The following is a 21,003-nucleotide window of genomic DNA, read 5'->3' as shown; positions in this document are numbered from 1 at the left end:
GTGGGTCCGGGGGCTGGGTTCGAACCAGCGCCCTCTCGGTCCGAAGCCGAGCGTTCTTGCCGCTGAACTACCCCGGAGTTGAAGCAGTGGTTTGTACCATAGGCCACCGCGCAGTCCTTGGGCATGCACGCCCCCTACTCCGGGCCATGGTCAGTCAACGACGGGCTTGGTGCGGCCAGAGGGCGAGCACGGGCGTTGGCGCGGGCAGCGCGAGTACGCCGTCCGCGGCTGCGACGCCTGCTACGCCATCAGCATGTGCTCCTGCCCGTCTACGATTTGACTTATGTTTTCCAACCACTGGCGAGGATCATTCACCATCTGAAGACCCACTTCCGGTGGAAGATCCGTCGCCGTCACGCTGAACCGGTGCATCATGTTGACGATGATTGACTTTTCATTTGGCCAACCAGACCCGCCAATGACAGTTATCAAGTTTCCGCGTTCCAACTGTTGAATCAGCACCTGACGTAGGGCCAATGGCAAACTGAAGACGACCGAAATCCACCCCACCGGATCGCGATCTTCGCTCTCAGAAAGTCGTATTTCGCGGAGTTGCTCTTCAGCAAGCAGGCGGAGATCCGCCTCTCCCATCCGTCCATTGAGAAGAAGGCTGTAATTGAATCCAAATCTGGAAGGGGTTTTTCTCCATTGCACTTCAATCTCCACGGATGGCTAGCCGGCTGCACCAGGACCCGCATTTCAGTTTAATCCTCCGCCGCTGTTCTGCATGACGAAAGGTCCAGGGAATATCGTCCGATTGACAGACGGCCGGTCGCCACATTGAGGGCCAGATCATTCATCCCAAAGCGTTTCGAAAGTTGAAGTGTCGCAATCGGTGATCATTGTGCTCATGGCCTGCCCCTCTCCACCACGCAGAAGCTGGCGGTCTAGCCCATCTCGGCGGTCAGAAGGTGCAGCCAACACAGCAGCATCCGGCCGCAGACTCGAATACTGGAGAAAGACGGCAAGACTCATCGCCCGCGCCGCAGCAGGGGGCCCAGTGCCATCGCCAGCTGTTCCTGGGCCTGCACATCGATAAGCGCATCGTGCGCCAAGCTGATGCGCCGAATCGGCCAGCTCAGGATCTGCCTCGCGCTGGCGGCGGCGGCCTCGGCATCACGCACCATGGCGCGGACATGCAGTGGCACACCCACGCCGCCGCGTACGCCCGTCAGCCGCGCCCATAGTGCGGCCTGCCAGGGCAGTGCATCTCCCCTCCACCATTGGCACACGTCTGTGAGGATCAACGTGCCACTGCGGGCGTGGAACCAGACCGTCTCGTTAATCAACGGCATGCCACGCCACAAGTGGTATGCCAGATCAGGCTGCCAGAGCCCGGGCTCGTCGGGCAGGGCATGACCCGGCAGGTCTGGCCGCTTACGCGCCAGCCCGGGTGCCAGGTACAACTTGGCTTCCGGAAAGGCTTGCATGAACGAGCCGGCAAACAGATGGTGCGCACAATTGGGTGCCACGACCGCCACCACCGGGCCCAGTTCCTGCAGCTGAGTGATCAGCTCGGGGCAAAGGGCGACCGGCGAGTGCACCCAGAGCTGACCGGTTCCCAACCGGATCACGGTCATCCGGGTGTGCGCCGGCACCCCATTGACCACAAGCGCCTGCCGCACCTGCCAAACGTCTTCACAAATGGGGATCAGTAACGAAGAAGTCATGACCGGAATGCTGCCCGCCTGAGCCGGACCGGGATAGAACGAAACCGACATGACCGACGTGGCCCCGGATCCGCCTACCATCTCCCGATATGCAGCTCAGCCCCTCCACTCTTCCTCTCAGCGATGGCCAGTTGTGGCTGCCCCACTATGAACTTTCGGGCTGCGTGGTGGCGGCCATGTCCAGGCGCTGCGATGCGGAGCAACTCAGGGCTGACGCCGACTTCTACAACCACTACCCGGCATCGCCCTACTGCACGCTGTCGTGGTGGATGCAAGGGCGGGGCGAGTGGTGCGATGTCGGCGGAGAGCGGGCTTCAGCACATCGCAGACGCGCGCTTCCTCGCATCACTTTCAACGGGCCCCAACGTCGCCCTGTGACCACTTGGTGCGCACCACCGTCTCACGGCTTGATGCTGAACTTCAGGCCTGAGGCATTGCGACGCCTGACTGGCCTGGACGCCAGCCAGTGGATGGACCAGTGGGTGGACGCGCATGAAGTGCTGCCGCCGTCGTGGCATGACTTCCTGCAGCAGGTACTGCTGGCGTCGGACGACCCCACTCGCATGATGCTAATCGAGCAGTTCATCCGTCCCCTGTGGCGCGCAGAGCAAACCCAGTCAGTGACTCGGATCGAACGCATCCACGACTGGTGCGAGGATCTGGCCCGCCGTGCGGCTTTGAGCGGCAAGGGGCGCAGCGCCCGCCAGTTTGAGCGCCGCTTCAAGCAGTGGCTGGGGCTTCCCCACCGAGAGCTCTTCGCGATGGGACGCGCCGAACGCGCCTTCTTCGAAGCATTGGCTCAGGACACTGGCCAAGAGGACATCGATTGGCCTGATGTCGCCGCGTCAGCCGGCTACGCCGACCAGTCCCACATGATTCGCCATGCGCGCAGGATCACAGGCTTCACGCCAGCGGCGCTTTTCAAACGCGTGAAGGCCGATCCATCGTTCTGGACCTATCGCCTCTGGGGCATTGGAGGCGTATGAACTGTTGTTCATCTTCGATGCGATCGGGCAGCACGGGAGCATCGAGACCGCGGAACAGATGGTGTCTGGGAGGCAGATCCACCAGAGGTGGACATCTTCCCTCCCGATCGACCGAGTGCAACTGCTCCATTTGCCGACGGCTGGGCGCCCTATGGGGTGTATTCGATTGGACGTCCGTCGAAATCAGTGCTGAGCCAGGAGCGTTCGTGGAATACATCTGGGGATAGAAGACCCTGCGCACCATGCGGTGCAAGGTCTGCGGGTGCGCCACACGCTGGGAGCCCTTGCGGCCCCAGCCAGACGCCTGGCATGGCAGTCAATCTGCGTATGTTCCCGCCGGAGTTGCTTCAGCATGTCCAGATCCGTCGATTCGATGGCGCGGAATCATGGACATTTCTCGACGACTCGTTGAGCGGACGTTTTAGCCTGGAGTTGCCGCTGCGCAATCCCCTCGTGCAGAGGCGCGCAACCAACCCTGCCAGGGCCAACGCCGGGACTACCCATGCATTCGTCGCTGGCGTCGCCGTGGGATATTGGCAATTGTTCGTAGCGGCCCCATGGTTCGTGAGAAAGGTGCTGTCGCTCGCAGCATCACCCACAGGCACCCCGGTGACTTCCGAGAGTCCAAACGCAAGTCTCAGACGCCACGTTCAGGTGGACGGACGGCGATGCTTCGCTCGAACTGGCGAGGATGTGAATGCTCAGAGACCTTGAGGAGGAGCAGATCAGGTCGTGTCCACAAAGATGGGTTTCCGCACTATTCGGCGGCGACACAATGTATGACCATGAATCAGTACACGGTCGATCTGCGAATTGAAGGTGAGGCGCTTTCGCCTGAACAGGTGACCCTTGATCTTGGCCTTCAGCCCTCCGTCGTGCGCCGCAAAGGCGATCGACGAGGACCGACTGTTCTGGCGAAGTCCATGTGGGCGTTCAGCGGTCGAGAAATCAGACGAGACTGTCCGTCGATCGAGGAGGGTTTGCAGCGCTTGCTTGAAGAAGTCGCGCCCCTGCGGCCCATCATGGAACCTTACTTCCAGACGTGCTCGGTCTACTGGTGGTGCGGGAGCTTCCAGTCCGAATTCGGGCGCACGATGACGTTCTCGGCGCAGCTTTTCGAGTTGCTAGCGGCCTTTGGCGCGCCGGTACATCTGTCTTCCTACTTTTCAGAAGACGCGGGCGCCCGACCGCCAGCGACCCGTTCGACATTTTGAGGTTGCCTGCGGGCGAGTCGGCGCCGTGGAAAGCGCACAACCCTTCCAGCTTCAACGATTAAAGATCGCCATTGCCTATGGCGAGCGGTTCATAAGACCTGCGACGTAATATCCGGTGTGGGCTGGCCTGACTCAGTGGGCCCAGATGGAGCCACGAACACAGAAATTCAGACAGCCCCCGTTAGATCGGCCTTCTGAAACAACGATGTCACCGGCCAGAGAATAAATCGAACTCTAGTCTGGCTATCTCTTCATCGAATGCCTTTGCCTCTCGGATGTAACGACGCAGGTCGGCCCCAAGCAATGGGTCAGGATCTGCCGCAGCAAGCTGAACCAGTTTTTTGAGTTCATCTTTCGAAGGATTTCGGCGGAACCACCAGTGAAACGCTCCATTGCGATCGTGCTCGGCCCCGTTCTCATGCCCCGGCTTGTAGCGTGAGGCTTGCCACTCAAATAACTCATCGGGGTACATATCTAGCAAAATCCACCCAGGGGGAAATTGCATCAATTCGATGAACTGCAGTTTGCTCATGGCAACACCCATGCTTCTATTTGATCTGCACACCACACAGGATCAGCTCTACACGCCGCTGCAATTGAAAGAGTACCCAAGCCCTGACGCTGTAGAATCACTCGACCGTGCTTGAAAACGGACTTTTGTGCTTTTCGAATCTTACCCTTGGACTCTTCGGCTAACTCTTCGCAAAACTTGATTTGCTTACGCGATAGCTTTTTAGCGTCATGCTTGGCTAGCGGTTTGAAATCCTCCGTACGCACTCGAGGCCCATCATTTGCGCCCAAATGTATGTGGTCTGGAGCGTGCTCAGGCCGAAATTCAGTAGCGTCTGGCCCGGGGTTTGCAAGTACCGACGTTTCTCCCATCGACACCTGGAATACCAGGAATTTTAACAAGTCCCCACCCATCGATCGAGGCGACGGGATTGTTTTCGACATAGGCATAGGTATTGATGCCACCATTAAGCCCAATCGGGTCACTTTGAACATACGACGTGTACGCCGGCCGTAGTCGAGGAACTCGATTTTATCTTCCTGGTCGCTCAATTCCTTCAAATTTGGACTTGGAGAATTTTGCTTTCAGCGTTGTTGAATACACACACAATTCATTCTCTTCAAATTTAACGACCAGGCGAGCCATTCCGCCAGCAAACCGTAAAGCGCTTTCTGCCGGCAATACACAATTAACCTCCAAAGTCTCATATGATTTTATGGCATAACGCCTTGCGTCAAATTCACTTCCAGCCGAATGAATGTGAGGCACCCAAGCACCATTGATGTCAGGATATTGATGTCCAACCGAGGCGCCAGAAAAATAAATTATGCCGTCAAGCTCCAATACCCACACTGTTATTGGCGACGCGCTTTGATTCTCCAGCCTGTAGCGTGCAGAACTAGACTTTCCCTGCCTTGTTTCCCCTTTAAATGTCAGGATGACACCTGATTCAATCCCTTGCGGAGTTTTGCAGTCAGCTATTGCAGCGGCGACTCCGCTCTGGAAAATGAGAATTATAGCCACTAAAAGGCTTCGCATAATTTACAACCTTATTTGATGTGTCGTCCTGGTACATCCCAATATCTTCGAATAGCATCAATTGCAGGGCGCACGCCTGTCGCCAACTCCTGAGCCATTCGCTCTTCGACAAACGCTTCGCAACTAGCAGCAATAGAGGTCGAGATATCCGACTTTGTGAGTACGACCACGACCTCCAACTCGTCAAGGCCTAGACCCTGACGCAGGAGCAACTGGACCGAGTGCTGCCTATGACACGTTGAGCCCGTCGCTGACTAAAGTCCGCCCTCTGTCAGTTGAACGAACTGACCGCACCGCAAGGGGCCACCGAACACATGTTGATCTGAGAACCAAAGAAAAAAGCCCGCAGTGACGCGGGCTTACGTTCGTTCTCTGCCAGCAGTCGCCAGCTCATGCCAGACGCATGATCATTCCCACTCAATCGTCGCCGGCGGCTTGCTCGACACGTCGTACGTCACCCGATTGATGCCTCGCACCTCATTGATGATCCGCCCCGAGCACCGCTTGAGCAGGCTATAGGGCAGTTCCGCCCAATCCGCGGTCATGAAGTCGCTGGTCTGCACCGCACGCAGCGCCACCACATAGTCATAGGTGCGGCCGTCCCCCATCACCCCCACGCTCTTCACCGGCAGGAACACGGTGAAGGCCTGGCTGGTCAGGTCGTACCAGCTCTTGCCGGTCGCCTCGTCGCGGGTGTTGCGCAGTTCTTCGATGAAGATGGCGTCGGCGCGGCGCAGCAGGTCCGCATATTCCTTCTTCACCTCACCCAGAATGCGCACCCCCAGGCCGGGGCCCGGGAACGGATGGCGGTAGACCATCTCGGGCGGCAGGCCCAGGGCCACGCCCAGTTCGCGCACCTCGTCCTTGAACAGCTCGCGCAGCGGCTCCAGCAACTTCAGACCCAGTTGCTCCGGCAGCCCGCCCACGTTGTGGTGGCTCTTGATGGTAGTGGCCTTCTTGGTCTTGGTGCCGCCGCTTTCCACCACGTCCGGGTAGATGGTGCCCTGCGCCAGGAAGGTCGCGCCCTTGTGGCCGCCGCCGCTGGCCTTGAGCTTTTCCGCCTCGGCCTTGAACACGTCCACGAACAGGCCGCCGATGATCTTGCGCTTGCGCTCCGGATCGGTGACGCCTGCCAGTTGGCCCAGGAACAGTTCGCTGGCATCCACACGGATCACCTTCGCGTGCAGCTTGCCCGCGAACATGTCCATCACCATGTCGCCTTCATTCAGACGCAGCAGGCCGTGGTCCACAAACACGCAGGTCAATTGTTCACCAATGGCGCGGTGGATCAACGCCGCCGCCACGGACGAGTCCACCCCGCCAGACAGCCCCAGGATGACTTCCTCATCGCCCACCTGCTCGCGGATCTTCTGGACAGCTTCCTCGATGTAGTTGCCCATGATCCAGTCACCCTTGCAACCGGCGATCTCCCGCACGAAGCGGTTGAGCATGGCCGCGCCCTGCTGGGTGTGCGTCACTTCTGGGTGGAACTGGACGGCGTAGTAATGCTTTTCTTCGTTCGCCATGCCGGCGATGGGGCAGCTCGGCGTGGACGCCATCAGCTTGAAGCCGTCCGGCAGCGCGGTGACCTTGTCCCCGTGGCTCATCCAGACCTTGAGCATGCCGTGGCCTTCCGGCGTGGCGAAGTCTTGCAGGCCCGACAGCAGCTTCGTGTGGCCATGCGCGCGGACTTCGGCGTAACCGAACTCGCGGTGGTCGCTCCACTCCACCTTGCCGCCCAGTTGCACCGCCATGGTCTGCATCCCGTAGCAGATGCCCAGCACCGGCACACCCAGGTCCCACACCGCCTGCGGGGCGCGCAGTTCGTGGTCCTCATAGGTCGAGGCATGGCTGCCCGACAGGATGATGGCCTTGGGCGCGTAGCCGCGGATGAAATCGTCGCTGACATCGTTGGGATGAATCTCGCAGTAGACATGCGCTTCCCGCACACGACGTGCGATCAGCTGGGTCACCTGGGAGCCGAAGTCGAGGATGAGGACTTTGTCGTGCATGGTCAGCGATGAAGAGCGAAGAAATCGAGGGGAGCGGCGGCCAACGGGTCAGGCCTTGGCCGGAGCGGCCGCTTCGACGGGCACTTCATGGAAGTGCCGCCAGGAAAAATACAGCGACAGCAGTTGCAGCGCCGCGCAGAAATAGAAGGGAGCGCCCAGCCGCCAATCGGTCTTGGGCAGTTCGGCCACCAGCGCCATCAGGCCCAGGCCGCAGATGGGAGACAGCACCGCCATCAGGCTGTTGATGGCCGCCACGGCGCCCATGGTCTCGCCCTGGTTGCGCGCATCGGCAGCGTTGGAGACGAGGCTCTGCAAGGCCGTCGGCGCCGCAAAACCGGCGATGTTGAAGAAGATGATGCCCACCATCATCCAGCCTTCCTGGGCCATGCCCCACACCAGATTGGTGACGATGGCGGAGCTCAGGCCGATGAGCACCAGGCGGCGGGTGCCCAACCAGCGAATCAGCGGCTGCAGAAGGCCGCCCTGGACGATGACCGCCATGAGCCCCACGGCGAACAGCGACAGTCCGTTCTCGCGCGGGCCCCAGCCGAATTTGTGCTGGTTGTAGAGCACCCAGCAGGTCTGGATGATGAGCTGGGCCAGCCCGGAGCAGGCGATGACGTAGATGAGGGGCCCAACGCCCCGCAGGTCCCGCACCCGCGACAGCGACGCCAGCGGATTGGCCTGCCGCCAGTTGAAGGGGCGGCGGTGTTCGGGCGGGAGCGACTCCGGCAGCACGAAGAAGCCATAGCACCAGTTCAGCAGTGCCAGGGTGCCGGCCACGAAGAAAGGAAGATGCAGGTCGATGCTGCCGAGCAGCCCCCCGGCCACCGGGCCGAGGATGAAGCCCATGCCAAACGCCGCGCCCAGCATGCCAAAGCGCTTGGCCCGGTCCGCGGGCGGCGTGATGTCGGCCACATAGGCATTGGCGACGGCGGCATTGGCCTGCATCGCCCCGGAGAACAGGCGCACCACCACCAGCATCCACAGCGCCTGGGCCATGGCGGTGACGAAGAAGCTGAGCGCCAGGCCGCTGAAGCCCACCAGCATCACCTTGCGGCGGCCGAAGCGGTCGGACAGGCCGCCCAGGATGGGCGACCCGAAGAAATTGGCCAGGCCGAAGGCAAACGCCACGGCCAGCTGTGCCAGCGTGTGCTGGCGTTCCGACTCGGTGAAGGTGCCCACCAGCATGGGCAGGACCGGAATGATCAGGCCGATCGACACCATGTCGATCAGCACTGCGATCAGAATGAACGACATGGCGGCCTTGCGGCCGCCATGTGCGTCGGAGCGATCCGAGTCGGACAAGCCTCACTCCATGCGGTAGTTGGGCGCTTCCTTGGTGATCTGCACGTCGTGGACGTGACTCTCACGGATACCGGCTGCGGTGATTTCCACGAACTCGGCGCGCTCATGCATGTCTTCGATGCTGGCGCAGCCGCAGTAGCCCATGGAAGCGCGCAGACCGCCGGCCATCTGGTAGACGATGGCCAGCATCGACCCCTTGTACGGCACCCGGCCTTCGATGCCTTCCGGCACCAGCTTGTCCGCGTTGGGGTTGGTGGTCTCGTCGTTTTCCTGGAAGTAGCGGTCCGCCGAGCCGGCCTTCATGGCGCCGATGGAGCCCATGCCGCGGTAGCTCTTGTAGCTGCGGCCCTGGAAGAGGATGACCTCGCCCGGTGCTTCCTCGGTGCCGGCGAACATGCCGCCCATCATCACGGTGCTGGCGCCAGCGGCCACGGCCTTGGCGATGTCACCGGAGTAGCGGATACCGCCGTCCGCGATCAGCGGCACGCCGGTGCCCTTCAGGGCGGTGGCGACAAAGTCGATGGCGGTGATCTGGGGAACGCCCACACCGGCCACGATGCGGGTGGTGCAGATGGAGCCCGGGCCGATACCGACCTTGACCGCGTCCGCGCCCGCTTCCACCAGCGCCAGGGCCGCAGCCCCGGTAGCGATGTTGCCGCCGATGACCTGCACGCCGGGATAGTTCTTCTTGACCCAGCGCACCCGCTCGATCACGCCGGAGCTGTGGCCGTGGGCCGTGTCCACGACGATGGCGTCCACGCCGGCCCGCACGAGCAGTTCGACCCGCTCCTCGGTGCCCTCGCCCACGCCGACGGCAGCGCCGACGCGCAGCTTCCCGTGGTCGTCACGGGCGGCATTGGGGAAATTCGTCTGTTTCGTGATGTCCTTCACGGTCATCAGGCCGCGAAGTTCAAAGGCGTCGTTGATGACCAGCACGCGTTCCAGCTTGTGCTTGTGCATCAGGGCCTTGGCCTCGGTCAGCGAAGCGCCTTCCTTGACGGTGATCAGCCGCTCGGCCGGGGTCATGATCTCGCTGACCGGGGCGTCCATGCGCGTTTCGAAGCGCAGGTCGCGGCCGGAGACGATGCCCACGACCTTGGGGCCGACCAGCACCGGGAAGCCGGAGATGCCGTGCTGTTCGCTCAGCGCCTTGACCTGGCGGACCGTGGTCTCGGGGGTGATGGTGATGGGGTCGCGCAGGACGCCCGACTCATACCGTTTGACCCGGGCCACTTCCGCCGCCTGCTGCTGCGGCGTGAGGTTCTTGTGGACGATGCCGATACCGCCTTCCTGGGCGATGGCAATGGCCAGACGCGCTTCGGTGACGGTGTCCATGGCAGCGGACACAAGAGGAAGGTTCAGGCGGATGCCACGCGTGAATTGGGTGGCAAGGCTGGTGTCGCGCGGCAACACCTGGGAGAACGCCGGCACCAGCAACACATCGTCGAAGGTGAGCGCTTTTCCGAGTAGGCGCATGTGGGAAGCTCCAGACGCAAAGGCGCATTATAGAGAAGTGCGACGTACACTCGTGCCAGCCCCTTTAATTCCAGGTCCATTTCAAAAGTCCATGACTGCCAAGATCCTCCCCTTGAGCCTGCTGTGCGGCGCCATGCTGCTGTCCCTGGCCCCCGCTGCGCAGGCCCAGTGGAAGTGGCGAGATGCTGATGGCCGCGTGCAATACAGCGACCGCCCTCCTCCGGGCCACGTGGCGGAGAAGGACATCCTTGCACGCCCGTCGGCATCGGCCTTGCGCGCGATGTCGGCCCCTGCGGCGGCGGCCTCGGCCCCGGCTTCCGCAGCCGCTCCCGGCAAGTCCGCCAGCGATGCCGCCAAGGCGGAAAAGGAACGCAAGGCCGCTGAAGACAAGCGCCGCGCCGAGCAGAACGCGGAGAACTGCCGCCAGGCTCAGGACCAGCTGAAAATGCTGGAATCGGGCATCCGGATCCGTCAGACCAACGACAAGGGCGAAGCCGTCGTGCTGGATGACGCCGCCCGGCAGACGCAAATGAAGCAGGCCCAGACCGTGATTTCGGTGTCCTGCAAGTAAGAAATGTGAGCAGCGGCTACCGCTGTCACAGGTCTGCCAAGGCGCAAATCAAGGCCTGGCGCTCCAGGGCGTCAGGCCTTTTTTCCGAGCGGTCGGTGGCGCGTGACGATGCGCCGGCCGGTGGCCTGATAACGCTGGCGCCGCGCCTCCTTGGGATCGACCGTCAGCGGACGGTAGACCTCCACCCGGTCGCCCTGGCGCAGGGGGGTGTCCAGCGGGCGCAGCTTGCTCCAGATGCCGGTCTTGAGGGTGCGCAGGGCCGCTTCGTCGAACCACTGGCTGGCGCGCAGGGCTTCCACCACTGTGCTGCCCTCTGGCAGGGAGAGCGTCATGCGACGCCACTGCCCGCGCTCGGGGCTCCATAGCACCTCGACGGCCAGCGAGCCCGCCGTCTCAGCGGGGCCCATACACCTGCTCCGCCCGTTTGACGAAGCTGTCCACAAAGGTGTTGGCGATCCGGTCGAAGACCGGGCTCACCACCGCTTCCAGCGCGAAGCTGGAAAACGCATAGCGCAGCTCGAACTCGATCTTGCAAGCCTGCGGTTCGCCCCCATCTGCGGGAGCTCCCGGCTTGTTCAGGGGCAGGAATTGCCAGTCCCCGTCCAGCATGGAGAACGGCCCGTCCACCAATTGCATGCGCACGCGCTTGTTGAGCTCATGCGTGTTGCGGGTGGTGAAGGCGTGGCGCAATCCGGCGTAGGCCAGGGACAACTTGGCGGTCATGCCGTCGTCGTGGCGCTCCAGCACCTCGGCGGCGGAGCACCAGGGCAGGAATTCTGGGTAGCGTTCAACCGCGGTGACGAGGTCATAGATCTCGCGGGGTGAATACCAGAGAAGGACGGTCTTCCTAACTTGCTTCATGACACTTCTTAGAATGCAGGGATTGTAGGCGTCTCATGAAAGCCCGCGGTCCCCCCGCAGTTTCATCGCCTCACCCCACACAGATCCCAACGGATCCCAACCGATCCCCACCGCATGTCCATCGCAGAAAACCGACGCGCCAGATTCGAATATCACATCGAAGAGCAGTACGAGGCTGGCATCGTGCTGGAAGGCTGGGAGGTCAAGGCCATCCGTGCCGGCCAGGTGCAGTTGCCGGACGGCTACGTGCTGATCCGCGACGGTGAGCTGTTCCTCATCGGCTGCCGCATCAACCCGCTGCGCACCGCCTCCACCCATGTGAGCCCGCAGGCGGACCGGACCAAGAAACTGCTGATGGGCCGAGCGGAAATCCGCCGGCTGATCGGCAAGGTGGAGCAGCGCGGCTTCACCCTGATCCCGCTGGACCTGCACTACAAGGGCGGCCGGGTGAAGGCCCAGATCGCGCTGGCCAAGGGCAAGGCCCAGCATGACAAGCGCGAGACCGAGAAGAAGCGCGATTGGGAACGCGAGAAGGGCCGCCTGATGCGCCACAAGGTGAGCGGGCCGTCCGCGTCCAAGGACTGAGGCGCCGCCCGTCTCAGCCCAGCAGCGTCAGGGCCTGGGCCAGATCTGCGCGCAGGTCTTCGACGTCCTCCAGCCCGATGGCAAAGCGCACCAGCGTGCCGCCCTCCTGCGGCGTCCAGGGCAGCGGCAGTGAACGGCTGCGCGAAAGGTCGTAGGGCACGGCCAGGCTCATCGGACCCGCCCATGAATAGCCGATGCCGAAACAGCGCAAGGCATCCACGAAGGCATCCACCTGCCTGGCGGAGTAGCCCGGCTTGAACACTGCCGAAAACAGGCAACTGGACCCCGCTGGGCTGACCGCTTTCCAGTATTCATGGCCGGGCGAGCCGGGCAGCGCCGGGTGCAGCACCCGCGCCACCGCCGGCTGCTGCTGCATCCACCGGGCCAGGTCCAGGGCCGTCGCCTCCTGCGCCCGGTACCGCAGCGCCAGGCTGGGCAGGCCGCGCAGCACCGCCTCCACATCGTTCTGGCCAACCCCGTAGCCGAGGAACTCGTACATCTCGTCCAGCCGGCGATGCAAATCGGCATTGCGGGTGCAGACCGCTCCCATCAACACATCCGCCCCGCCAGAGGCGAACTTGGTCAGCGCCTGCATGGAGACATCCACCCCTAGCCCGGGCGCCAGCTCAAAGGCGTTGAAGGCCATGCCGGCGCCCCAGGTGTTGTCCATGGCCGTCAGCACGCCGCGGGCCTGGCAGGCGCGCAGCAGCCCCAGCACGTCCGGAAACTCCATCGTGATGGAACCGGCCGCCTCCAGCCAGACCAGTCGCGTGCGATCGGACAGCATCGCTTCAAAGGCTGCCGCATCCAGCGGGTCATAAAAGCGGTGCTGGATGCCCAGCCGGCTCAGCAAGCCGGTGGTGACGTGACGGTTCTGCCCGTAGACGTTGTCGGGCAGCAGCACTTCATCTCCGGGCTTGAGCAAGCTCATGCTGGTCAGCGTGATGGCCGCCAGGCCGCTGGGCACCAGCACGCAGTGCTGCGCCTGCTCCAGCGTTGCGATCCGCGCAGCCAGCGTCAGGCTGCCGGGCGTGCATTGCAGCCCGTAGCGATAGGTGACCGCTTCCCTTGATCGGGGGCGATGCAGCGCCGCCGTGTCCGGAAACAGCACCGTCGAGGCCTTGTAGACAGGCACCGGCACCGCGCCCCACCCGGTCGGCGGTTGGTAGTCGTGATGGATCAGTTCGGTGGACTTGCCGCGCTTGGTCAAGAAATGCTCCTGAAGAGTCGAGGTCACGAGCTGGCTGAGGGCTCTCTCATACAGGTTAACGCAGGTCGGCACCCCGAGCCGCAGCGGCGCAAGTTGTCATGCGAATCAACTGTCAGTTGACACCCACTGAGCGAGAACCCTCGTCATCGACACCTTCTGGAGAGTTCTCATGTTCACCAATCTCAACTACGCGTTTCGTACGCCCCCTTACGCCCACGAGCTGGACAACGGCCGCACCGTGCGGTTGACGGAGATGGAGCAACGCGAACTGGACCGTCTGCACCTCAAGCTCGGCCAGATCAGCGACAAGGCCCTGGCGTTTGGCATGCAAGCAGGCAGAGAAGCGACCGCACCGACGGAATTCGTGACCCACCTGATTGAAACCTTGATCATGGAAATTGGCATCTGGATGCTTTCCGTGGATCTGGAGGCGATCGTGCAGGACGACGCCATGAGCCAGACGGCACCGAAGAACCAGGCTCTGCTGGACATGGTCGGACAGCTCCATCCGAGCGAAGCGAACCTGCTGCGCGACAGCATCTGCCACAACGGAGAACTTTGGAGGGGACTTTGCAAGCTGTCGCCGTCGGTGGATCTCAACCCGCTGCCGCCGATCCGTACAGAGCAGTACAACGCGATGCGCTTTCGCTTCCTGTCCTGGATCAACACCCTCCTGCGCGCGCTGCCCACGGCATCGGTCCATGACACGGCGCCCCAGGCAGAGCTGCCGGCATGCAAGCCGACACCGCAACAAGTCGCTCTCGTGGCGACCGTGGCGCAGCAGATGAGCCGGATCAATGACGGAGGCGAGCTGGGCGCGGACATCGCGCCGCACTTGGTCGTCACACTGCCGGGCTGGCCGAAGGGACGTCCGCTTCAGGTGCTGAGCGTGGACGGACAGAAGCTGCAAGCCGCCGGTCCGGGACCCGCGCCGGGCAAGGAACCAGGCAAGGAGCCGGTCACCGTGCTGGTGGACCGCACAGGGGGCAAGCACTGGGGCGTCTGCAATGGCCGCCAAGTACCGACGCCGGCGGTGGGCGACAGCTTCTACCGCGCCCTGCTGACCAGCTTGACGGTTCCGGAGCGCAGCGCGCTGCTGGAGAGCGTCGGCGGCGACCCCGGCGATGCCTTCGGGGACGCGTCCATCACGAGCCTGAGAGAGGCCACCCGCCAGCAACTGGCGGGTCACCCCGAGCAGTTCGGACCGCTGCTGGAACTGTTGCAGCTGAAGAAGACTGCCGCCCAGCGTTGATGCGCCGCCCCATCAGGAGATCCTCATGTACACCCACACCACCACCCCTTCCGGCGCGCCGGTGCATGCCTATGCGCTGGGCGACGGCCACACCCTGAATCTGAACCCGCAAGAGCAGAAAGCGCTCGAGCGCCTGCAGCATCAGCTCAGCAACATCGCGCAGCGCCTGCTGGACGTCGGCGTCGCTGCCGATCCCCGTGCACCGGCACCGACGAAAAACGCGTTCAAAGTGATCGAGTCCTTGATCACGGATGCTGCGCTCTGGTTCCTGTCGGTCGATCCGAAGAAGCTTGCGAAAGACCACGACATGGTGCAGCAGCCGCTCGTGCGGCAGGACATGCTCAGGCGGATCCACTCCGTCACCCTCGCCGAAGCGAAGCTGATCCAGAACGCCGTCTGCACCAGCCGCCAACTCTGGCGCGAACTGTGCACCCTGGCGGAGTCGCCAGACTTCAATCCCGACGCCGCCCGGCACCCGCAGGTCTATGACGACGTGCGCATGCGCATTTATCCGTGGATCAACACGATCAATCGGGCGCTCGAGTCGCGCTTGATGTCTGAGCAGGGTTCGAGCGCCCCGCAGGCGGCAGAAGCGGCAGAGCCGGCCAAGTCCACCACGCCGCTGACACCGCCAGCACGGCCCGCACGGCCGGCACCGGCGAGGCCGCCGGCACTGGCCAAGCCGCAGGCAACGCCGCCGCCGCAGACCCCACCGAAGCCGCAGACCCCACCGAAGCCGCAGGCGACGCCGAAGCCGCAGGCACCGCAGCGGCCGCCGAGGGCGACTCCGCAGCAAGCTGCACTGGTGGCGCAAGCGGCGCTGGAGATCCGCACCTTGCACGAATGGCGGGGCCTGGGTGGGGAGATCGTGCCCCACGTCATCGTCACCCTGCCGGGCTGGCCGACGGGATGTTCACTGCACATTCGCAACATGCAGGGCGCGATGCTGGACGAGTTCGGACCGCCGCTGGCTGACGGCAAAGCACCGGTTACGCTGCTGCTGAACGCCGGAGAGGGGCACTATTCGGCGCACATCAACGGTCAGCGCGTGCCGGTACCGGCCGGCGGCGACTGCTTCTATCGCGCGATTCTGGTCAGCATGAGCAGCGCGGACCGGACCGCGTTTCTGGAAAGCGTGGGGGCCGACCCGACGGAGCCGTACGCGGCCGAATCGCTGGCCAAGCTGCGGGAAGCCACCAGTGGGCAACTGGCCGCTGCGCCTGCGCGATTCGGCCCGCTGCTGGAGCTGATGCAGGCGGCAGAGGGCGAACCCGGCCGCTGAGACGCAGGGTCAGATCGGCAGCGCGATCAGGTCATGGCCTTCCACGCCCACGATGCGGGCGCGGGTGAATTCGCCGACCTTGAGCTGCTTGCTGGCCTTTTCCGGCGGCAGCAGGCGGACCGTGCCGTCGATCTCCGGCGCATCGGCGTAGGAACGGCCGACGCCGCCCTTGCGGCCCAGGGCCGGGGCGCTGTCGATGATGACCTGCATGGTGGCGCCGACACGGCGCTGCAGCTTGGCAATGGAGACTTCCTCGGCCACAGCCATGAAGCGAGCGCGACGTTCTTCGCGCACCTCGTCGGGCAGCGCGCCCGGCAAGGCATTCGCGGGGGCGCCGTCGATCGGCGAGTAGGCGAAGCAGCCGGCGCGGTCGATCTGCGCTTCCCGCATGAAATCCAGCAGGTACTGGAATTCTTCCTCCGTCTCACCGGGGAACCCGGCGATGAAGGTGGAGCGGATGATCAGTTCGGGGCAGATCTCGCGCCAGCGCTGGATGCGCTCCAGGTTCTTCTCACCGTTGGCGGGGCGCTTCATGCGCTTGAGCACGTCCGGGTGGGCATGCTGGAACGGCACGTCCAGATAGGGAAGGATGAGGCCCTGGGCCATCATCGGCAGCACTTCGTCCACATGCGGGTAGGGATACACGTAATGCAGACGGACCCAGGCGCCATAGGGCTTGGCGATTTCGCCCAGCTGCGCGACCAGGTCGAACATGCGGGTCTTGACCGGCTTGCCGTCCCAGAAGCCGGTGCGGTATTTCACGTCCACGCCGTAGGCGCTGGTGTCCTGGCTGATGACCAGCAGTTCCTTGACGCCGGATTCGAACAGCGCCTTCGCTTCGGACAGCACATCACCGATGGGGCGGGACACCAGGTCGCCGCGCATGCTGGGGATGATGCAAAAGCTGCAGCGGTGGTTGCAGCCTTCGCTGATCTTGAGATAGGCGTAGTGCTTGGGGGTGAGCTTGATGCCAGCGACACCGCGGGCTTCGGGCACCAGGTCGATGAACGGGTCGTGGGGCTTGGGCACATGGGTGTGCACCGCGTCCATGACTTCCTGGGTGGCGTGGGGACCGGTGACGGCCAGCACGCTGGGGTGGATTTCGCGGACGAGGTTGTCCGTGTTGGCGCCGGACTTGGCACCCAGGCAGCCGGTAACGATCACCTTGCCGTTTTCCGCCAGCGCTTCGCCGATGGTGTCCAGGCTTTCCTTGACGGCGTCGTCGATGAAGCCGCAGGTGTTGACGATCACCAGGTCGGCGCCGGCGAAGGTCTTGGAGGTTTCGTAGCCCTCGGCGCGCAGCTGGGTGAGGATCAGTTCACTGTCGGTCAAGGCCTTGGGGCAACCCAAGGACACGAAACCGATCTTGGGCGCTGCCTTGGACGAGTCGGCGGCGGGGGTGTAAGTTGTTGATTCCATTTGACTTCCGCCGGGCTAACTGGCTGGTGGGCTGGGCCGGTATTGTAGACGAGCGGGCTGGAATCCGTTGCGCGCAGGGGCGACCAGGGGGCGCGAAGCTGTGACGGGATCATCAGAACGTTGAGCCGGCAACCATGCTTTCAATTGACCGAATGCCCGCTTCCATCTTTGCGCGTGCCGAAGAATTGCCCAAATAAACGTTTGTCCGGGCAGGATGGCAGGCACGAAGCGCGGAAGTCTGCGAGCCTGGCGAAGTCGGGTGAGCTGCGCGATTCGAGTCGATCGGTACAAGGCCCGTGTCACTCAGCGGGACCAAGACTGTAATTCCCTGAGGAGCCCGTCCGCACGGGCGCTGGCCGCGCCCCAGAAGTCAATGTGTCCGACAGAGGGCCAGCCTTGCTTCAGCACCTGCAGGTCAGGCGGGACAGCCGAGGCGTTGAGGCATCCCACTCCCCAGCCTGAGCGAATGGCCGACACAGCCGCCTGGCTGCCACTGCACGACAAGCGTAGTTCGTAGTCGCGCCTGCCTCGATCCAGCGCTTCGAGCGCACGTTGCCGGATGGGACATTCCGGACCGAGCAGCACCAGCGGCGCGGGGCCCTGTGATGCCCATCCCTTCGCCGCCACCCATGAAATCGGCTCTCTGCGAATCAGCCGCCCACCATCGATTGGGGTGTTTGCGGTCAAGACCACCAAATCCGCTTGACCGGATTGCCACAGGTCTTGCAGTTGCGCAGACGGGGCCCAGAGTATTTCCAGACGGGCGCCCTGCACCTGCTCCTTCAGCAGGTCCAGCAGCGCCCTGAGGCGATGGGGAACGAAGTACTCACTGAAACCGAGACGCCAAGGCGCTTCGTCACGGTGGGGCGCTTGAAGTGCGCGACGTGCCTGTGCCTGCAGATCGAGCAGAGAGCGGGCGTAGGGAAGGAGTCGTTCACCCGCTGGAAGCAGCTGAAGACTGCGAGTCGTTCGCTGGACCAGCTCAGCGCCCAGAGATGACTCGAGCTGCCGCAGCTGCATGCTGATCGCCGATGGCGTCCGATGAACCTGCCGCGCAGCACGCGTGATGGAGCCCGTCTCGGCGATCGCAACAAAAGACTGAAGCCAGAGGGGGTCGAGATGATTCATCAGCGATTCTGAAGAGTTGACCAAAAGTTTATCGCTTGTCTGGAAAGTACATCAGACCGACAGTGGCCACTCCTAAAGACTTCATGGAGCTCAGCATGCCCTACATTCACATCCAGGTCTCTGGTGACCCAGACGATAGCCTCGCAGCAAAGATCGCCGCTTCAGCGTCCGAGCTGACGGCGCGGATTCTCGGCAAGGACCCTGCCCTCACCGCGGTCGTCATCGACTTCATCGCCGCTTCGCGCTGGTTCATCGCCGGCAGTGTTCTCACCGCCAGCACGAAACGCAGCTATCACTGGAGTGTGAGCATCACCGACGAAACCAACACGAAGGCGGAGAAGGCCAGGTACATGCGAGACGTGCATGAAGAGATGAATCGCCTTCTCGGAGGCGTTGCCGATCACTCCTACATCTACGTCATCGACGCTCGTGCGGCCGCTTATGGGTGGGGCGGCGAAACACAAGAGCATCGATACCAGCACGCCTGATCCCTTGGCACATTGGCTCTCGCCCTCTGGGTTCCTCCCGCGATGCGGACGCCGCTTTCGCTTCCGCATACGCTCCACCGGACTGTCTCAGGTCGGCCACAACGTAGGCTTCTTCGGTGTAGTCCACCGGTGCAACGAGGAGTCGCCGCAGGGCCCCTTAGTCACCACAGCGTCGAATGCTCACCTGCCCGCCAATGCTTTGCAGAAGGTGGGCCATTCCCTGGGCGTGGGTTGCCTTCATCAGAAGCACCTCAAACGGCTCTCTCGCGGCAATCTTCTTCACCAGTGTTTTTGCCTGGGCCCGCGACATGGGGGAGCTAAGCTGGAGCAATCGAAAGAACTGCTCTTCGACATAGCTGCCCATGCCAGGAAACCAGGCTGCTGTTTCATCCCATGCTGTGACGCACAACAGGCAAGCGCTCAGGAGGTTCGGAGGGTGCATTCGGCCTTCAAATGGATGTTGGGACGTCAGCATCTCATCGCAGCGCGCTACAAGCCCACCGTACGCTCGCCGCCCTGCACAAGGCCCGCAATGGCCTCCCCGAAGGTTCGGAGCGTGCTGCAGTCGGTCAAGATCTCCAGTCGGACCTGGGCTCTCGACGCTTTTCGCTGGCCCTCATACGTCCCATCCATGAGCTCCACGCTGACGGCCATTGTGCCGGTGGTGCCGACGGCATAGACGGTCAGACCAACCAGCGTTTCTTCAAGCCGAGGACGCTGCGTCCCCGTCTCCCAGTAACCACCTTTCAAGGTCAAGGTCTCGCCCGGCGGCAAGGGGCAACGCGCGGTCAGCAGTACCCCAAACTCGCGGATCTCCCGGAAGTGGAACCATGCCGAAGCGGCGCCAGCGAAACCTTCGCTCTCTGCGTGAACGAACAGCTCACCGGTCTGGTCAGTGTCCGGCACAAATCGCAAGTGCAGTTGTGGGGACTTCATGTCCATACGCTCAGCTCCCTTTCCGCCGCTTCGCAACCAGCAGCCCCGCCCTGAACACGTCCGCCCTTTGCAACTCCTCGGCCAGGCTCTGGGCCGTCTGGCCAAAAGCGGACTGTAGGTCCACCCGCGCACCGGCCTGGAGCAAGGCGCCAATCGTCTCGGCGCTCGAATGCCGGGCCGCCACATGCAGCGGGGTCTCTTCCATCTCCCCGGCCGCATTCACATCCGCTCCTTGGCGGATCAGCACCAACGCCGCTGCTTCATTCCCTTGCATCAGCATCACATGCAGCGGCGTGTCGCCCATCGCGTCACGCGCATGCACGTCGATGTGCGGCGGCGGATCCTCATTGGGAAACAGCGCCGCTGCGGCTTCAAACAGAATGGCGTCGAGGTCGAGCGCTGGATCGATGCGAGTCATCCTGTGATTCTGGCATCCTATCCAGCCATTGCCCTCACGCGCCCTGCTGCGCCAGCCTCACAAAATCCGGCCGTTCGCGGTAGCCGAGCACCACCGCAGCCACGCGGGTGGGCAGACCCTGCACCTGCGCGTTGTAGGACTTCAATGCATGCCGGTATCGGTACCGCGCCGCATCCACGGCAGTCTGCCCCTGCGTCATCGACTGATACAGGCCCCGTACATGCGCGTCAGACCACAGCGCCGGGTCTGCCCGCACGGCCGCCATCAACCGGAACAACTGACCGGTGCATTCCGCCCGGACCTGCTTGTAGCGATCAAACCGCTGCTCATCGTCCATCAACACAGTCCCGTTGTCGAACTCCCCAAGCGAGCCGCATCGCGCCCGGGCGCCAGCCCTGACACTGGGGTCCACCGCGGCCTTCTGATCGACCAGCGCCAACACCACCGGAACTTCCGAGAACTGCGCCTGCTCCGCAGCGTGCACCTCCGCCCAGCGGGCCAGCAGGTCGCGATCCTGCTGCTGAAGCTGGTCCGCGGTCCAGCCCACCCAGGCGGCCGCCGCCACAGCGCCCGCTCCAGCAGCGGCCAAGATGGTCTTGTTCATCACTTGTCTCCCTCTTGTGTGGAACGAGGGCGGC

Annotated in this window: 24 protein-coding genes and 1 tRNA gene; 7 read left to right on the top strand and 18 right to left on the bottom strand. The window is 63.1% G+C overall.

The features are described 5' to 3' along the window. Nucleotide 1: 1 nt before the first annotated feature. From DES44_RS05525 to DES44_RS05515, 3 genes are all read right to left on the bottom strand, one after another. Nucleotides 2-77 (bottom strand) — tRNA-Arg (locus DES44_RS05525). Between the two features lie 163 nt (nt 78-240). After that, on the bottom strand, nt 241-666 hold the full coding sequence (locus DES44_RS05520; RefSeq protein ID WP_147306962.1) for a hypothetical protein: 426 nt from the start codon (nt 664-666) through the stop codon (nt 241-243). Between the two features lie 305 nt (nt 667-971). Beyond that, the gene (locus DES44_RS05515; RefSeq protein ID WP_232309807.1) at nt 972-1,721 is read right to left on the bottom strand and encodes a DUF4336 domain-containing protein; all 750 of its coding nucleotides are present in this window, start codon (nt 1,719-1,721) and stop codon (nt 972-974) included. Between the two features lie 38 nt (nt 1,722-1,759). Between DES44_RS05515 and DES44_RS05510 the strand changes: the two genes are divergently transcribed. Together DES44_RS05510 and DES44_RS05500 are read left to right on the top strand one after the other, a co-directional pair. Next, the gene (locus tag DES44_RS05510; RefSeq protein WP_083525719.1) at nt 1,760-2,656 is read left to right on the top strand and encodes an AraC family transcriptional regulator; all 897 of its coding nucleotides are present in this window, start codon (nt 1,760-1,762) and stop codon (nt 2,654-2,656) included. 785 nt (nt 2,657-3,441) lie between these two features. Next, entirely contained in the window at nt 3,442-3,870 is a 429-nt protein-coding gene (locus tag DES44_RS05500) for a DUF4279 domain-containing protein (RefSeq protein WP_170156605.1), read from the top strand. 208 nt (nt 3,871-4,078) lie between these two features. On the opposite strand, the gene DES44_RS05495 is transcribed toward DES44_RS05500, so the two are convergent. From DES44_RS05495 to guaB, 6 genes are all read right to left on the bottom strand, one after another. Further along, complete coding sequence (locus DES44_RS05495) at nt 4,079-4,402, bottom strand: hypothetical protein (protein ID WP_058937503.1); 324 nt, start codon at nt 4,400-4,402, stop codon at nt 4,079-4,081. 303 nt (nt 4,403-4,705) lie between these two features. Then, entirely contained in the window at nt 4,706-4,840 is a 135-nt protein-coding gene (locus DES44_RS05490; protein ID WP_233441642.1) for an RHS repeat-associated core domain-containing protein, read from the bottom strand. A gap of 72 nt (nt 4,841-4,912) precedes the next feature. Next, nucleotides 4,913-5,404 (bottom strand): hypothetical protein, encoded by a 492-nt coding sequence (locus tag DES44_RS24470; RefSeq protein WP_147306961.1) that lies wholly within the window; start codon nt 5,402-5,404, stop codon nt 4,913-4,915. A 422-nt stretch (nt 5,405-5,826) separates the two neighbouring features. Continuing rightward, nucleotides 5,827-7,431 (bottom strand): glutamine-hydrolyzing GMP synthase, encoded by a 1,605-nt coding sequence (gene guaA, locus DES44_RS05485; protein ID WP_058935870.1) that lies wholly within the window; start codon nt 7,429-7,431, stop codon nt 5,827-5,829. A gap of 48 nt (nt 7,432-7,479) precedes the next feature. Next, the gene (locus DES44_RS05480; protein ID WP_233441634.1) at nt 7,480-8,739 is read right to left on the bottom strand and encodes an MFS transporter; all 1,260 of its coding nucleotides are present in this window, start codon (nt 8,737-8,739) and stop codon (nt 7,480-7,482) included. A gap of 3 nt (nt 8,740-8,742) precedes the next feature. Beyond that, nucleotides 8,743-10,215: an IMP dehydrogenase gene (gene guaB / locus DES44_RS05475; RefSeq protein ID WP_058935871.1), complete on the bottom strand. Its 1,473-nt coding sequence runs from the start codon at nt 10,213-10,215 to the stop codon at nt 8,743-8,745. Between the two features lie 91 nt (nt 10,216-10,306). On the opposite strand from guaB, the gene DES44_RS05470 reads away from it, so the two are divergent. Next, the gene (locus DES44_RS05470; RefSeq protein WP_058935872.1) at nt 10,307-10,786 is read left to right on the top strand and encodes a DUF4124 domain-containing protein; all 480 of its coding nucleotides are present in this window, start codon (nt 10,307-10,309) and stop codon (nt 10,784-10,786) included. 71 nt (nt 10,787-10,857) lie between these two features. On the opposite strand, the gene DES44_RS05465 is transcribed toward DES44_RS05470, so the two are convergent. Next, nucleotides 10,858-11,193 (bottom strand): RnfH family protein, encoded by a 336-nt coding sequence (locus DES44_RS05465; protein WP_058935873.1) that lies wholly within the window; start codon nt 11,191-11,193, stop codon nt 10,858-10,860. Next, entirely contained in the window at nt 11,180-11,647 is a 468-nt protein-coding gene (locus DES44_RS05460; RefSeq protein ID WP_058935874.1) for a type II toxin-antitoxin system RatA family toxin, read from the bottom strand. The genes DES44_RS05465 and DES44_RS05460 overlap by 14 nt, the downstream gene beginning before the upstream one ends. Before the next feature lie 114 nt (nt 11,648-11,761). Here DES44_RS05460 and smpB point away from each other — a divergent pair, with 114 nt between their 5' ends. Continuing rightward, entirely contained in the window at nt 11,762-12,232 is a 471-nt protein-coding gene (smpB, locus tag DES44_RS05455; RefSeq protein ID WP_058935875.1) for an SsrA-binding protein SmpB, read from the top strand. 13 nt (nt 12,233-12,245) lie between these two features. On the opposite strand, the gene DES44_RS05450 is transcribed toward smpB, so the two are convergent. After that, on the bottom strand, nt 12,246-13,442 hold the full coding sequence (locus DES44_RS05450) for a PLP-dependent transferase (RefSeq protein WP_058935876.1): 1,197 nt from the start codon (nt 13,440-13,442) through the stop codon (nt 12,246-12,248). Nucleotides 13,443-13,611: 169 nt separating this feature from the next. Here DES44_RS05450 and DES44_RS05445 point away from each other — a divergent pair, with 169 nt between their 5' ends. Then, nucleotides 13,612-14,694, top strand: coding sequence for a hypothetical protein (locus DES44_RS05445; RefSeq protein ID WP_058935877.1), 1,083 nt, complete (start codon nt 13,612-13,614; stop codon nt 14,692-14,694). 61 nt (nt 14,695-14,755) lie between these two features. After that, nucleotides 14,756-15,976 (top strand): hypothetical protein, encoded by a 1,221-nt coding sequence (locus tag DES44_RS05440; RefSeq protein WP_147306960.1) that lies wholly within the window; start codon nt 14,756-14,758, stop codon nt 15,974-15,976. Between the two features lie 9 nt (nt 15,977-15,985). Here DES44_RS05440 and rimO read toward each other — a convergent pair whose 3' ends face one another. Together rimO and DES44_RS05430 are read right to left on the bottom strand one after the other, a co-directional pair. Then, complete coding sequence (gene rimO / locus DES44_RS05435) at nt 15,986-17,395, bottom strand: 30S ribosomal protein S12 methylthiotransferase RimO (RefSeq protein ID WP_058935879.1); 1,410 nt, start codon at nt 17,393-17,395, stop codon at nt 15,986-15,988. Between the two features lie 303 nt (nt 17,396-17,698). Beyond that, nucleotides 17,699-18,523 (bottom strand): LysR family transcriptional regulator, encoded by an 825-nt coding sequence (locus DES44_RS05430; protein ID WP_083525721.1) that lies wholly within the window; start codon nt 18,521-18,523, stop codon nt 17,699-17,701. A gap of 95 nt (nt 18,524-18,618) precedes the next feature. On the opposite strand from DES44_RS05430, the gene DES44_RS05425 reads away from it, so the two are divergent. Next, nucleotides 18,619-19,011: a tautomerase family protein gene (locus DES44_RS05425; RefSeq protein ID WP_058937505.1), complete on the top strand. Its 393-nt coding sequence runs from the start codon at nt 18,619-18,621 to the stop codon at nt 19,009-19,011. Nucleotides 19,012-19,168: 157 nt separating this feature from the next. Here DES44_RS05425 and DES44_RS05420 read toward each other — a convergent pair whose 3' ends face one another. Genes DES44_RS05420 through DES44_RS05405 form a run of 4 tightly spaced genes read right to left on the bottom strand, consistent with a single transcriptional unit; the run spans nt 19,169 to nt 20,969 of the window. Beyond that, nucleotides 19,169-19,453 carry a hypothetical protein gene (locus tag DES44_RS05420; RefSeq protein ID WP_157592973.1) on the bottom strand — a complete coding sequence of 95 codons (285 nt, stop codon included), beginning with the start codon at nt 19,451-19,453 and terminating at the stop codon, nt 19,169-19,171. A 47-nt stretch (nt 19,454-19,500) separates the two neighbouring features. Next, a complete protein-coding gene (locus DES44_RS05415) occupies nt 19,501-19,953 on the bottom strand; it encodes a hypothetical protein (RefSeq protein ID WP_058935882.1) in 453 nt (150 codons plus the stop codon). 4 nt (nt 19,954-19,957) lie between these two features. Further along, the gene (locus DES44_RS05410) at nt 19,958-20,365 is read right to left on the bottom strand and encodes an ankyrin repeat domain-containing protein (protein WP_058935883.1); all 408 of its coding nucleotides are present in this window, start codon (nt 20,363-20,365) and stop codon (nt 19,958-19,960) included. Between the two features lie 34 nt (nt 20,366-20,399). After that, nucleotides 20,400-20,969: a LemA family protein gene (locus DES44_RS05405; protein WP_058935884.1), complete on the bottom strand. Its 570-nt coding sequence runs from the start codon at nt 20,967-20,969 to the stop codon at nt 20,400-20,402. Between the last annotated feature and the right edge of the window lie 34 nt (nt 20,970-21,003).

The organism is Roseateles depolymerans (genome assembly GCF_003387155.1).
GTDB classification, from domain to species: Bacteria; Pseudomonadota; Gammaproteobacteria; order Burkholderiales; family Burkholderiaceae_C; genus Roseateles; species Roseateles depolymerans.
This window is presented reverse-complemented; position numbering and strand designations above follow the sequence as displayed.